Source organism: Amycolatopsis azurea DSM 43854 (genome assembly GCF_001995215.1).
GTDB lineage: Bacteria > Actinomycetota > Actinomycetes > Mycobacteriales > Pseudonocardiaceae > Amycolatopsis > Amycolatopsis azurea.
This window is the reverse complement of sequence record NZ_MUXN01000001.1, coordinates 1-13,351: the sequence shown is the minus strand read 5'-3', so window position 1 is coordinate 13,351 and position 13,351 is coordinate 1. Positions and strand designations below refer to the sequence as shown.

Below are 13,351 nucleotides of genomic sequence, written 5' to 3'. Positions count from 1 at the left end.
TAACATCGCAATTAGTCCTCTGGATGCGGTAGTTGCGCGTGCAACCACCGCATCCAGAGGACGAAATGCGCAGGAATTGCTAGGACCAGCTCGAACCGCTGCTGCGCGAAGCACCGTTCAGCCGGATCTTCGCCGCTTCGGCGCGCTCCCGTTCGGCGAGCTCGGCGTGCAGCTCGCGCAGAAGGGCGCGGTCGCGCTCGCTCAGGCTGGGGTCGTCGAGGTCGAGAGCGGGCAGCTCGACGACCTCGTGCATGCTCGGCTTGCCCGAGGCGATCTCACGGCCCTTTTCCGGGTCCTCCTTGAGCGCCTGGCGCAGCTGCGCCACTTCGGCCGGGGTCAGGTCGGCCGTGCGCTCGGCACGGGTCTCCGCCCGCGACTTGCGCGGCGGTGCCTGCTCCGCCGAAGACACGGCCGAAGACGGCGACGGCGCGGCCGGCGCGGGCGCCTGCTGCACGATCGGCACCACCGGCGCGATCGGCTCGACCGGTTCGTGGCCGCCGCTGCCCACCGGCCGCAGCCCGTGCCTGCTCGGCTGCTCCTTGGACGGCTCGGAAGCCGGGGCGGGAGCGGGCGGCGGGGTCATCGGCTCGGACCGGTAGTCACTGGTGTGGGTGCTCCCGGTGACCCAGACCGGGCTGGCGGCCGACGACGCGGCCTGGTGGTACGCGGACCGCGCGACACCCGGTCCCGCGACCTCGACGACCGAGCGGATGCCCGCGCGGCGAAGCGCGGTGTCCACCCGGAACGCGACCGCGGGCGGATTGCCCTCGGGCCCGATCTCGACCAGGACCACGCGCTGCGGCAGCGCGCCGGGCACGCTGCCGGCGGGTGTGTTCCGCCACACCGCGTGCACCGACCGGACGTCCGGCAGCACCTGCAGGGTGCGGTCGAGCGCCTCGGCGAGGCCGAATTCCGGCTGGTTCTCGCCGGTGAACCGGTGCGTGAGCACCGACTCGTCCTCCTCGACGAGCAGGTCGTTCGCCAGGGTGGCGTCGGACCGGCTCATTTCGAGGACGAGCGCGAGCTCGCGCTGCTCGGACGAGCTCACCGGGATCTTCCCCGCGATCAGGGTCCCGGTGGTGAGCTCCACCGCTTCGTCGATGTGCGCACGCGCGATCAGCTCACGCGCTTCGGTCAAAGCACTGTCGTCGATTCGACCCGCCAGGGCCAGTAACAGGTTGTGCAGGCGCAGGGGCACCGAGAACCCGTCCATGGGCGGGCCGTCGTGGACCTCCACCATTGCTCTGCTCCCTCCCGGCTCGCCTGGTGGTGCGAGCGTTAAGCGGCGACCAGCCGACTTCCGGTGTCCACCGCGCCCACACAGACCAGTTCGGAGCTGGCGAGCGCGGTGCGGTGATAGCCGGTGAGGTCGATGCTCGGCGGGAGAACCTCGACGCCGGGCTCCTCGTCACCCAGCACGCGCAGGACGCGCTGCAGTTCGCCGGTCAGCCTCGGCAGCCCGTTCGTCGCCGTGACCAGGAGGACTCGTTTCGCCCCACCCTCGCCGACCACACCGAGGTGTCGCCAGCTTTGCCGCACTTCACCCACATCCGGCCGCCCCCGCAACGTCGCGTGGATCAATACGGACACAGAGTCGACGGAGTTCACCCATTCGGGCGCACTCTGCGTGAATGTGTACCTGGTCTCGGTGACGTCGTCTACCCCCAGGGTGGAACTCACCTGATGCCAGTCGGCCCCGTGAGGAATGAGCCCGGCGACTAGCAGGCGATACTCGGTTTGGTCCAGGTCGATCCTGTGCTTAAGCAAAGACCGGGGCAGGGTCCGCGCGAGCGTGCCCATCGCGCCCTCGCCCAGCCAGTCGCGGAACCGCCACAGGAGCTGGTCCGGCAGGCGTCCCGCCAGCCGGAGCAGGAGTTCGTGCGAGGACTTCTCGATGTCCGGATCCATCTACTTCACCTCCACGATCAGTTCGATCTCGACCGGCGCCCCGATCGGCAGCTCGGCGACCCCGACGGCCGACCGGGCGTGGATGCCCGCCTCGCCGAAGATCTCCCCGAGCAGCTCGGACGCGCCGTTGATCACCGCGGGCTGACCGGTGAAGCCCTCCGCGGACGCCACGAACCCGACGACCTTGACCACGCGCGCGATGTTGTCGAGCCCGACGACCGAGTCGACCGCGGCGAGGGCGTTGAGGATCGACGTCCGCGCGTACTGCTTCGCCTCTTCGGGGCTGACCTCGGCGCCAACCTTGCCGGTCGCTTCGAGCTCGCCCTTCACGAAGGGCAGCTGCCCGGACGTGTAGACGTACGAACCGGTGCGGACGGCGGGCACGTAGGCCGCCAGCGGTGCGGCGACGCCGGGCAGTTCGATACCGAGCTCGGCGAGTCGATCGGTCCAGGTCATGGCTTCAATCCCTCAGTTCTTGGCTCGTTTGAGGTAGGCGACGTGCTGCTCGCCGGTCGGGTTCGGGAGCACGGTGACAAGCTCCCAGCCGTCCTCGCCCCACTGGTCGAGGATCTGCTTGGTGGCGTGGATCAACAGGGGGACGGTCGCGTACTCCCACTTGGTGGCGCTCATGCCCGGGAGCGTAGCCAAACCGGCAAGGGCGCCCGACACACATGCGGCAAACCCTCTCGTGACCGGCTCGCCGATTTCCCGTCGATGTGTTTCACTTCACACCTACTCGGGAGTAGATAGGACGTTGACATGCGGACAACGAAGTCCCTCGCCGTCGCCTTCCTGGCCGCGGCCCTTGCCCTGATCTGCGTTTCACCGGCGAACGCCGACGAGAAGCTTCCCGTTCCGTGGACTCTCGCGGCGGCGCTGCCCGCGCAGGCGGCGAACCCCGGCGGCCCGCCGCCCGGCGCGAACGACTTCGGCTGCCGTCCGAGTGCCGCGCATCCGAACCCGGTCGTGCTCACCCACGGCCTCGGCGCCAACCAGACGGTGAACTGGCAGACGTACAGCCCCTTGCTCAAGAACAACGGGTACTGCGTCTTCTCCCTGACCTACGGGGTCCCCGGCGAGCCGCTGCCGATCTATCAGCCCGGCGGACTCCTGCCGATGGAACAGAGCGCGAAGGAACTCTCGGCGTTCGTCGACAAGGTGCTCGGCGCGACCGGCGCGTCCAAGGTGGACATCCTCGGGCATTCCGAGGGCACGCTGATGCCTTCCTATTACGTGAAGTTCCTCGGCGGAGCGTCCAAAGTGGACAAGTACGTGAGCCTCACCCCGCTTTGGGACGGCACGACGCTGTTCGGCGCTTCGCAGCTGTACGCGCTCGCGAGCGCGCTGGGCCTGGCGCCCGGGATCAACGGGATCCTCGACCCGGTCTGCGGCTCGTGCCGCCAGTTCCTGCGCGGTTCCGAATTCCTCACGAACCTGCGCTCCGGCAACGGCGTCTTCCAGCCGGGTGTGACGTACACGAACATCCTGACCCGCTACGACGAAGCCGTCGTCCCGTACACGAGCGGGCTCGGGAAGGGGCCGAACGTGAAGAACATCGTCCTGCAGGACGGCTGCCTGCTGGACCTGGCGGAGCACGCCGGGGTCGCCGCCGACCGCAACGCGGCCGGTCACGTCCTCAACGCGCTCGACCCGGCGCACGCGAAGCCGGTGCCGTGCGTGCCCGCGACCCCGATCGGGAGCTGACCGCTCCGCTAACGTGAGGTCCCGTGGAGACCTGGCGTGTGGTCGCGACCGTCCTGCTCGCCGCGGCCGGGCTGCCGCTGGTGCTGGTCCTGATGGCCAAGGCCCGGGACCGCCGGAACAGCTCGGGAGCGGTCGCGATCACCGGCGCGGTGGCCTTCGTGGTGCTCCTGCTGCTCGGTGTGGTGATGCTCACGGTCCTGCCCGGCGTCCTGACCTGGGTCATCGTCGCCGTGGTCGCGGCCGCGCTCGGCGTCATGATGCTGGCAAGCTGACCACTCAATTAGGGTGGGACCGGTGAGCACTCCCCTTGCCGGCTGGACCGACGAACTCGCGAGAGCCAGGCTGCATTTCGTCACCGGTAAGGGCGGGACGGGCAAGACCACGCTCGCCGCCTCCCTGGGCCTCGCGCTCGCCAAGGGCGGGCGCCGTGTCCTGCTGATCGAGGTCGAAGGCCGCCAGGGCATCGCCCAGCTCTTCGACACCGAGCCGCTGCCGTACGCCGAGCAGCGCATCGCGGCCGTCCCCGGCGGCGGTGAGCTGCGCGCGCTGCACATCGACGTCGAGGCCGCGCTGCTCGAATACTTCGAGATGTTCTACAACCTGGGCTTCGCGGGGCGCACGCTGCGGCGGATGGGCGCGATCGAGTTCGCCACCACGCTCGCGCCGGGTCTGCGCGACGTCCTGCTCACCGGGAAGATCAAGGAATGCGTCGGCCGCACCGAATCGGACGGCCGCCACACCTATGACGCCGTCGTCGTCGACTCGCCGCCCACCGGCCGGGTCGTGAAGTTCCTCGACGTCACCAAGGCGCTGACCGATCTCGCCAAGACCGGCCCGATCCGCGGCCAGGCCGACGGCGTCGTCCGGCTGCTGCACTCCGGTGAGACCGCCGTCCACCTGGTCACGCTGCTGGAAGAGATGCCGGTGCGGGAGACCGTCGAAGCGGTCGCCGAACTCGACGGCGCGGATCTGCGCCCCGGCGCGGTCCTGGTCAACCGGGTCCGCCCGCCGCGGCTGCCCGCCCGTTCGGTGACGGCCGCGGCCGACGGCCGTGTCGACGCCTCACGGGTCCGCGCCGGGCTCGCGTCGGCCGGGCTGAACCTGCCCGACAGCACCCTCGACGCGCTGGTCGAAGAGACCGTCGAGCATGCCGTCCGGGTCGCCGCCGAACAACGCGCCCGCGAGCAACTGTCCGAAGCGGATCTTCCCGGCCTCGAACTGCCGGACCTGACCGACGGCGTCGACGTCGCGGCGCTCTACGACCTCGCCGAAGCGCTGACCGAGCAGGGGGTGCGCTGATGCCGGACGACATCCTGGAGATCGACAAGCTGATCGACGATCCGGAGAGCCGGGTCATCGTCTGCTGCGGGTCCGGCGGCGTCGGCAAGACGACCACCGCGGCGGCGTTGGCGTTGCGCGCGGCCGAACGCGGACGGCAGACGGTGGTGCTCACCATCGACCCGGCCCGGCGGCTGGCGCAGGCGCTCGGCCTGCGCGAACTGGGCAATCACCCGAAGCAGGTGCAGGTCGAAGGCTTCGAGCCCAAGGGCGAACTCTGGGCGATGATGCTCGACATGCGCCGCACCTTCGACGACATGGTGCGGGTGCACGCCGGCCCGGAGCGCGCCGAACAGCTCTTGCAGAACCCCTTCTACCAGACCATTTCCACGTCGTTCTCCGGCACGCAGGAGTACATGGCGATGGAGAAGCTGGGGCAGCTCGCGGCCACCGACGAATGGGATCTGATCATCGTCGACACGCCGCCGAGCCGGTCCGCGCTGGACTTCCTCGACGCGCCGACACGGCTTTCGAGCGCGCTCGACGGCAGGATGATCCGGCTGCTCACCGGTCCGGCCAAGGCGGGCGGCTGGGGTCTGCGCAAGGTCGTCAACGCCGGGTTCTCGATGTTCGCGAAGGCCGTCTCGACGATCATCGGCGGCCAGTTGCTGACCGACGCTTCGGCGTTCATGCAGGCCTTCGACAGCATGTTCGGCGGCTTCCGCGAACGCGCGCGCAAGACCTCCGAGCTGCTGCGGTCCGGCGGGACGTCGTTCCTCGTGGTCGCCGCGCCGGAGCCGGACGCGCTGCGCGAGGCGTCCTACTTCGTGGAGCGGCTTTCGGAAGAGAGCATGCCGCTGGCCGGGCTGGTCGCGAACCGGACGCATCCGGTGCTCGCCCCGCTGTCCAGCGCCGAAGCCATCGCGGCCGCCGAACAGCTGGCGAAGGGCGAGACCAGCGCTCCGCTGGCCGAAGCCGTCCTACGCCTGCACGCGGACCGGGTCGCGCTGGCCGATCGGGAGACGCGGCTGCTCGCCAGGTTCACGCGGGCGCATCCCGAGGTCCCGCTGGTGCGGGTGCCCGCGCTCCCCAGTGACGTGCACGATCTCGAAGGCCTGCGCGACATCGGCACACGCCTAGCCACCCAGTCCTGATCCTTCCGTGAAGGACCTCTTCCCTACCTTGGACTCAGGGAAGGGGCCCTTCACGGAATGAAGATCACGAGACTCGGACGCGTACGTCTTCCTCTTCGTCGATCCCGGTGAAACTGCGCTTCGCCGCTTCGAGCAGGTCCGCCCAGCTTGAAACGTCCGGCCGCCGCCTCAGCAGCGCCCGCCGTTCCCGTTCGGTCATACCTCCCCAGATGCCGAAGTTGATCCGGCCATCGAGCGCCTCGGCGAGGCATTCCGTCCTGACCGGGCATCCGAGGCAGACCGCCTTGGCCCGGTTCTGTTCCGCCCCCCGGACGAACAAGCCGTCCGGATCGGTGTCGCGGCACGACGCATTGACTCGCCAGCTCGACTGGTTGGTTTCCATACCCCCAGCTCCCTACCCTGGTGTTCGACACACCACGGGGGGACGAAAAGCCTGCGCTCCTGCCCCCATGAGCGTGTCTCCCTGTGTGCTCACGTCGGTTGAGCCGGCACCTCCCCGGTGCCGGGTGCCTCCGTTCGGTCGAATGCGACTGCCGCTCGCACTCACCCGTCTGTCGGCTTTTTCATACGTGAGACGTTGACGGACTGTAAGGGCCCTCGGTTCCCTCCGCCAAGCCCTAGAATGCCTCCGACTACCAGCTGTCACTCCATGGGGTCGGTTTCGTGACCAAATCCCCACCGACAGCTAGGTGACGTCACGGTGGGCTAACGGGATCCGCGTACCCTGGTCCGCGTGCGCAAAACGGACGGTCTGCTGAAGCTCATTGGCCTGTGTGTGCTCGCTGGGGTGCTGGTCGCGGGGATGTTGTTCCCGGTGGCGGGTGCCGCGGGCGTTCTCTCCAACCAGGCGAGCGAGACCGTCGACAAGACATCTTCGGATCTCGCGGACATTCCGCCGCCCCTGGTGACGACGATCACCGACAACACCGGCAAGCAGATCGCGACGCTGTACAAGCAGTACCGCATCCCCACCAACGAGACGCAGATCAACGACGCCATGAAGTGGGCGCTGATCTCGGTCGAGGACAAGCGCTTCTACGAGCACAACGGGGTGGACTGGAAGGGCACGCTGCGCGCGGCGGTCAGCAACACCACCGGCGGGGACACGCAGGGCGCGTCGACGCTGACCCAGCAGTACGTCAAGAACTACTTGATCAACGTCGTCTACCGGGACGACAAGCCGGGCCAGAAGCGCGCACAGGAGCAGTCGGTCGCCCGGAAGCTGAAGGAAGCCCGGATCGCGATCCAGCTGGAAACCAAGCTGAACAAGATGCAGATCCTGACCGGCTACCTGAACGTCGTCGAGTTCTCGCGTGAGATCTTCGGCGTCGGCGCGGCCGCGAACGCGTACTTCAACACGCCCGTCGAGAAGCTCACGGTGCCGCAGGCCGCGCTGCTGGCCGGTCTGGTGAACAACCCCGCCGTCAACGACCCGTGGAAGAGTCCGGCGAAGGCGACCGAACGTCGGAACCTGGTGCTGGACCGCATGGTCGACAACAAGAAGCTCGCGAAGGCGGACGCGGACCGGTTCAAGGCCGAGCCGCTCGGCGTCGTCGAAGGCGGTCCGCAGAAACCCGCGTCGAACTGCGTCGGCGCCGGGACGGAAAACGGTTTCTTCTGCCAGTACGTCGAGGACTACCTCCTCAAGAACGGCATGACGAAGGACGATCTCTACACCGGCGGCTACCAGATCAAGACCACTTTGGACGAACGGGCGAACCACGAGGCCAAGATGTCGGCCGAAGCCCAGGTCAAGAAGACCCAGGACAACGTCGCGAACACGCTCTCACTGGTGAAGCCGGGCAAGCAGCGGCACGAAGTCGTGGCGCTCGCGGCGAACCGTGACTACGGGCTGCACGAAGACCAGGGCCAGACGACGTTCGCGTTGCCTTCCGGCGTCTACAACACCGCGGGCGCGGGCTCGGCGTACAAGGTCTTCACCAGCGCCGCGGCATTGGAAGCCGGCGTGGCCGGGATCAACAGTTCGCTCCCGGTGCCCGATCTCTACGTCTCCAACGTGTTCGCCGGTGGTCCGAAGAAGTGCCCCGTGGCTCCCCGGCCCCCTGCCGGGCCAGGCGGCAACTGGTACTGCGTCGGCAACGCGGGCGACTACAACCCCGCCGGTGGCGCCATGTCGATGCAGCAGGCGCTGGCGACCTCGCCGAACACGGCGTTCGTGGCCCTGGAGGACCGGCTCGGGAGCACCGGCCCGGTCGTGGAAATGGCGCGCAAGCTCGGCATGCGCGACACCATGGCCAGCAACCGCGGCGGTGGCACCGTCGACCCGAACTCCAAGGACGACGGCGTCAACATCAATCAGCTCCAGGCGTACGGGCCGAGGCCGGGCTGGAACGGATCCGGTGCGTTCACCCTCGGCGTGAGCCCGCTGTCCGGGCTGGAACTGGCGAACGTCGGCGCCACGATCATGAGCGGCGGCGTCTGGTGCCCGCCGACTCCCCTCTCAGGTGTCACCGACCGGGACGGAAAGCCGGTTCCTGTCAAGGAAGCCGCCTGCGAGCAGGTGGTGCCCGAAGGCCTCGCCAACACTCTCGCGGTCGGAATGAGCAGGGACAGCGCGCCCGGCGGCACGTCGTTCGGTGCCGCGAACGGCGCCAGGTGGAACCGGCCGGTGATCGGCAAGACCGGGACCACCCAGAGCAACGGCGCCGGGTCGTACCTCGGGGCCACTCCGCAGCTCGCGGGCGCGGCGATGGTGTTCCGTCCGAAGGGTGGAAGTGGCGGTCTCTGCTACCTCGGCCCGGGCAACGTGTCCACCCGCGGCTGCGAAAACATGTGGGGCGGGAAGACGCCGGCGCAGACCTGGTTCGGGGCGATGTCGAAGATCCTCGAAGGCCAGGAAGCGCTGCCGTTGCCGCAGCCGGACCCGAAGTACATGGGCGGCGGACGCTGACTTCGTTTTCGTGGCCGGCTTCCCTCCCTCAACAGCCGAAACTACCCATAGTCAACAGCATCTCGCATTGTGTAACTGTTGAGCGGCGTTGAGGGGAACACGGGTTGGCGCGTTCGCGGCCAGCGAGTGCGCCACCCGACTCCGACTACTTACAGCGAGCGAAAGAGGCCATTCAAGCGATTCTCAGGCTTCGCCGGAATGGGGGCGGACGATCACCACCGACGAGCACGTAAACTGGACATCGTGAGCACGCTGAGTAACAACAGTACGTCGGGGGCGACGGTGCGGCGCTTGGCCGTGGGAACCGTCGCTCTGGGAGCCGCGACCCTCGGTTACGCAGTCGGTATCGAAAGGCGCCGGTGGACGCTCCGGACCGCGGAGCTTCCGGTCCTCGCCGCAGGGGCGAAACCCTTCACGATCCTCCACATCTCGGATCTGCACATGCTTCCCGGTCACGTGAGCAAGCAACGCTGGGTAGCCGCGCTCGACGAGCTCGAACCGGATCTCGTCGTCAACACCGGTGACAACCTGTCACATCACCAGGCCGTGCCGTCCGTGCTGCGCGCGCTCGGCCCCCTGCTCGACCGGCCCGGCGTGTTCATCTTCGGCAGCAACGACTACTACGCACCGAAGCCGAAGAACCCCGCGCGCTACCTCATGCCGAAGGGCAAGAAGAAGCGGATCCACGGCGAGCACCTGCCCTGGCGCGACCTGCGCGCGGCCTTCGTCGAACACGGCTGGGACGACCTCACGCACGTCCGCCGCACCATCGAGGTCGCCGACCAGTACGTGTTCACCGCCGGCGTCGACGACGCCCACCTCCGCCGCGACCGCTACGCCGACATCGCCGGCCCGGCCGACACCGGCGCGGCCGTCCGCATCGGCGTCACCCACTCCCCGGAGCCCCGTGTCCTCGACGAGTTCGCCGGTGACGGCTACGACCTCGTCCTCGCGGGGCACACCCACGGCGGGCAGCTCCGCGTCCCCGGCTACGGCGCCCTCGTCACCAACTGCGAGCTCGACCGCACCCGTGCCCGCGGCGCGTCCCGTTGGGGCGCCCAGATGTGGCTGCACGTCTCCGCCGGTCTTGGCACGTCGCCGTACGCACCGGCCCGCTTCGCGTGCCCGCCCGAGGCGAGCCTGCTGACCCTCGTCCCACGGGGGACGACCAGCGAGAACCACCGGAAAGCAGCCCCCCGCAAAGCCCGAAACACCGTCCGCTAAACTTCTCCTCGACCCGCTAAGAAGTATCCGGGGTGTGGCGCAGCTTGGTAGCGTGCCTCGTTCGGGTCGAGGAGGTCGTGGGTTCGAATCCCGCCACCCCGACGCTAGATCAAGTAGGCCCCGCTCGCAGCTGATGCGAGCGGGGCCTACTTGCGTCACACCCGAACCCGAACCCGAACCCGACCACGATCCCCTCGCCCCTCCACCCCGCGAAAGCGCCCCCGCGCAGCCCCCGCCACTCCCAGGGGGGCGACCCCGGGTCCAGCGTATCGGCCAGGGGCGTCGGAACAGCAGGAAAGTGGGGGCGACGGGGCTGGTTGTCCACAACGGCGGGCGCGTGTGGACAAACCCGGGCACGTGTCCCCAATGCCACATTGGGGACACTGAGCGACACGAATGTGGCATTGGGGACACGCGAGGCGAGCCCCAGTCAGCGAGTCGCGAGAAGCTCGGTCCAGCACTGCGCGAAATCCCCGTCCCCCGACCGCGCCCAAGACCACGCCGAGCGGGCGGCCGAAGCGAGCTGATCCCGGTCCGGGGTCGTCGCGGTCTCCAGCGCCGTCACCAGACGCGCCTCCACGTACGTCGCCAGCGCCCGGTACGTCACGTCCGCGCGGTAGCGGGTTTTCGTTCGCACGTCAGTGAAACCCGCGGCGGTGACCGCGGCGGAGATCGAGCGCCCGGCGAACGGGTCGCCACCCGCACGACGGCACAACAGATAGTGCCCGCGAAGGGCGGCATCGACGTTCGCCGTCTTCGGCCGCAGCCGCGCCCGGCTCCAGTCCGATGTGGACAGTGCGAGCGCGCCGCCCGGCTTGAGCACCCGCCGGAGCTCCGCCAGCGCGGCACCTGGCTCCCGAAGATGCTCGAAGACGTCATGTGCGAAGACCACGTCCACGGACGCCTCGGCGAACGGCAAGGCACACGCGTCCGCCACCAGAAAGTCCACTGTGGACTTTCTGTGCCCGTTGTCGATACCGAGGGTGATCGAACCCGGCCCGCAGCCGACGTCGACGAACCCCATCCCCGGTCCGAACAGCGGTTGCGCGAACACGGCCCGTTCGACCGCCTGGCGCGCTGACCGCGCGGACACCGCGGCGCGCGGCGCGTTTCCCTCCAGCACCCCGCACACAGTACGGCTCCGGGGTGGCAGGATCGAGGGGTGAGCACGCAGCCAGGCAATGAATATCCGTCCGCGGCGGTCCCGGACCGCCTGTTCGAAGACGCCGAAGCCGAGGCCAAGTGGCGGGCCCGCTTCCACGCGCCGCGCATCTCGGTCCCCGAGTGGGCCATCGACGCCCCGGACGCGAACGTCTACGTCTCCAACGCCAGCGGCGTCTGGGAGGTCTACTCCTGGGACCGCTCGACCGGCGAGCACCGCCGCGTCACCGACCGCCCCAACGGCACGATGCACGCCACACCGTCGCCCGACGGGCGCTGGATCTGGTGGTTCAACGACACCGACGGCGACGAGTTCGGTTCCTGGGTCCGCGAACCGTTCGCGCCGGGGGCCGCCGCCGAACGCGCGGTGCCGGACGTCCACGACGGCTACCCCGCCGGGCTCGAGATCGGCACCCGCGTGATCGCGGTCGGCGTCTCGACCGACGACGGCAGCGAACTCTTCGCCCACATCGGCGGCGAGACCACGAGCTTCTACCGGCACGAGGACGACGCCGGGATCGCCTCGCTTTCCCGCGACGAGTCGCTGCTCGCGATCTCCCACTCCGAGCACGGTGATTCGCGACACCCCGCACTGCGCGTTCTGTCGACAAACGGCTTCACCACGGTTGCCGACAAGTGGGACGGTGAAGGCAAGGGCCTCGGCGCGCTGGAGTTCTCACCGGTCGCGGGCGACCAGCGGTTGCTGGTGCTGCACGAGCGGCGCGGCCGCGAGGAACTGCTGATCTGGGACACCGCCGCGGACACCGAGCGGGAGATCGAACTCGATCTGCCCGGCGAAGTGGTCGCGGGCTGGTACCCGGACGCGCGGGCGCTGCTGGTCGTTCACTTCCACCAGGGCCGCAGTTCCCTTCACCGGTACGACCTCACGAGCGGCGAGCTGTCCTCTTTGGACACTCCGCCCGGCCGGATCGGCGGCGCCGGGGTGCGGCCCGACGGCACCGTCGAGTACTCGTGGTCCAGTGCCGCGCGGCCGACGGCGGTGCGCGCGCGGACCGCGGACGGCGCCGACTCGGTCCTCCTCGAACCGCCGGGCGAGCGGGCGCCGGAGTCCGCGCCCGTCACCGACGCGTTCGTCGACGGGATCGGCGGGCAGATCCACGCGCTGGTCTCGCGCCCGGCCGACGCGCCCGAAGGCCCGCTTCCGACGGTCTTCTCCCTGCACGGCGGGCCGCATTCGGCGGACGAGGACCGGTTCTCCGCGTACCGCGCGGTCTGGCTCGACGCCGGTTTCGCCGTCGTCGAGGTCAATTACCGCGGCTCGACCGGCTACGGCTCGGCCTGGCGCGACGCCATCGAAGGCCGCCCCGGTCTGACCGAACTCGAAGACGTCGCCGCCGTGCACGACTGGGCCGTCCAAAGTGGACTCGCGGATCCGGAGAAGTGCGTGGTGAACGGCGCTTCGTGGGGCGGCTACCTGAGCCTGCTGGCGCTGGGCACCCAGCCCGCGCGGTGGGCGGCGGGGGTCGCGGGAGTGCCCGTCGCGGACTACGTCGCCGCGTACGAGGACGAGATGGAGCAGCTGCGCTCGTTCGACAGGGCGCTGTTCGGCGGTTCGCCGGAGACGGTGCCGGCGGTGTACCGGGAATGCTCGCCGATCACCTACGTCGAGGCCGTGACGGCACCGGTGCTGGTGCTCGCCGGGGACAACGACCCGCGCTGCCCGATCCGGCAGGTCGAGAACTACCTCGGCAGGCTCGCGAAGCGCGAGATCCCGTTCGAGTTCTACCGTTTCGACGCGGGCCACGGGTCGCTGGTGATCGCCGAGACGATCAAACAGACGGCGATCGAGGTGTACTTCGCGCTACGGGCCGTCGGACTCCGCTGACCTTCGGCGTGTTCGCGACCCTCGGCGCTTCGGAGGCTTCAGTGCTTCGGGAGCCTTCGGGCCGGTTGTCCACAGCGGAACCCCGTTGTGGACAACCGGCCCCTCCCGGCCCGCGATCGGCCGGAAACGTCCTACCCCCGCGATACGCTGGGTGCGGGGCCGTCC

General features: G+C 69.2%; 13 protein-coding genes and 1 tRNA gene. 8 read left to right on the top strand and 6 right to left on the bottom strand.

Annotation, left to right across the window (positions count from 1 at the left end; all coding sequences use genetic code 11):
* Window positions 1–79: 79 nt before the first annotated feature.
* From B0293_RS00070 to B0293_RS00055, 4 genes are read right to left on the bottom strand one after another with little or no spacing between them, the layout of a single operon-like run.
* On the bottom strand, window positions 80–1,240 hold the full coding sequence (locus B0293_RS00070) for a hypothetical protein (RefSeq protein ID WP_039919729.1): 1,161 nt from the start codon (window positions 1,238–1,240) through the stop codon (window positions 80–82).
* 38 nt (window positions 1,241–1,278) lie between these two features.
* Window positions 1,279–1,908: a hypothetical protein gene (locus B0293_RS00065; protein ID WP_005166968.1), complete on the bottom strand. Its 630-nt coding sequence runs from the start codon at window positions 1,906–1,908 to the stop codon at window positions 1,279–1,281.
* The gene (locus tag B0293_RS00060) at window positions 1,909–2,364 is read right to left on the bottom strand and encodes a RidA family protein (protein WP_005166969.1); all 456 of its coding nucleotides are present in this window, start codon (window positions 2,362–2,364) and stop codon (window positions 1,909–1,911) included. It abuts the gene before it with no gap.
* A gap of 12 nt (window positions 2,365–2,376) precedes the next feature.
* Window positions 2,377–2,538 carry a DUF4177 domain-containing protein gene (locus B0293_RS00055; protein ID WP_005166970.1) on the bottom strand — a complete coding sequence of 54 codons (162 nt, stop codon included), beginning with the start codon at window positions 2,536–2,538 and terminating at the stop codon, window positions 2,377–2,379.
* Between the two features lie 129 nt (window positions 2,539–2,667).
* Between B0293_RS00055 and B0293_RS00050 the strand changes: the two genes are divergently transcribed.
* Genes B0293_RS00050 through B0293_RS00035 form a run of 4 tightly spaced genes read left to right on the top strand, consistent with a single transcriptional unit; the run spans window position 2,668 to window position 6,044 of the window.
* Complete coding sequence (locus B0293_RS00050) at window positions 2,668–3,612, top strand: esterase/lipase family protein (protein ID WP_005166971.1); 945 nt, start codon at window positions 2,668–2,670, stop codon at window positions 3,610–3,612.
* 23 nt (window positions 3,613–3,635) lie between these two features.
* Entirely contained in the window at window positions 3,636–3,884 is a 249-nt protein-coding gene (locus B0293_RS00045) for a hypothetical protein (protein ID WP_039919730.1), read from the top strand.
* Between the two features lie 22 nt (window positions 3,885–3,906).
* Entirely contained in the window at window positions 3,907–4,911 is a 1,005-nt protein-coding gene (locus B0293_RS00040; protein WP_005166973.1) for an ArsA-related P-loop ATPase, read from the top strand.
* The gene (locus B0293_RS00035; RefSeq protein ID WP_039919732.1) at window positions 4,911–6,044 is read left to right on the top strand and encodes an ArsA family ATPase; all 1,134 of its coding nucleotides are present in this window, start codon (window positions 4,911–4,913) and stop codon (window positions 6,042–6,044) included. The genes B0293_RS00040 and B0293_RS00035 overlap by 1 nt, the downstream gene beginning before the upstream one ends.
* A gap of 64 nt (window positions 6,045–6,108) precedes the next feature.
* Here B0293_RS00035 and B0293_RS00030 read toward each other — a convergent pair whose 3' ends face one another.
* Window positions 6,109–6,426 (bottom strand): WhiB family transcriptional regulator, encoded by a 318-nt coding sequence (locus B0293_RS00030; RefSeq protein WP_005166974.1) that lies wholly within the window; start codon window positions 6,424–6,426, stop codon window positions 6,109–6,111.
* A gap of 351 nt (window positions 6,427–6,777) precedes the next feature.
* Between B0293_RS00030 and B0293_RS00025 the strand changes: the two genes are divergently transcribed.
* The 3 genes from B0293_RS00025 to B0293_RS00015 all read left to right on the top strand — a co-directional run bounded on the left by B0293_RS00025 (window position 6,778) and on the right by B0293_RS00015 (window position 10,281).
* Window positions 6,778–8,955, top strand: coding sequence for a transglycosylase domain-containing protein (locus tag B0293_RS00025; protein ID WP_005166975.1), 2,178 nt, complete (start codon window positions 6,778–6,780; stop codon window positions 8,953–8,955).
* 282 nt (window positions 8,956–9,237) lie between these two features.
* On the top strand, window positions 9,238–10,179 hold the full coding sequence (locus tag B0293_RS00020) for a metallophosphoesterase (protein WP_039919733.1): 942 nt from the start codon (window positions 9,238–9,240) through the stop codon (window positions 10,177–10,179).
* Window positions 10,180–10,207: 28 nt separating this feature from the next.
* A tRNA-Pro gene (locus B0293_RS00015) sits at window positions 10,208–10,281 on the top strand.
* 328 nt (window positions 10,282–10,609) lie between these two features.
* Here the strand turns inward: B0293_RS00015 and B0293_RS00010 are convergent.
* Window positions 10,610–11,302 carry a methyltransferase domain-containing protein gene (locus B0293_RS00010; protein WP_039919735.1) on the bottom strand — a complete coding sequence of 231 codons (693 nt, stop codon included), beginning with the start codon at window positions 11,300–11,302 and terminating at the stop codon, window positions 10,610–10,612.
* A gap of 39 nt (window positions 11,303–11,341) precedes the next feature.
* Between B0293_RS00010 and B0293_RS00005 the strand changes: the two genes are divergently transcribed.
* Window positions 11,342–13,186: a prolyl oligopeptidase family serine peptidase gene (locus B0293_RS00005; RefSeq protein ID WP_005166978.1), complete on the top strand. Its 1,845-nt coding sequence runs from the start codon at window positions 11,342–11,344 to the stop codon at window positions 13,184–13,186.
* The last annotated feature ends 165 nt before the right edge of the window (window positions 13,187–13,351 follow it).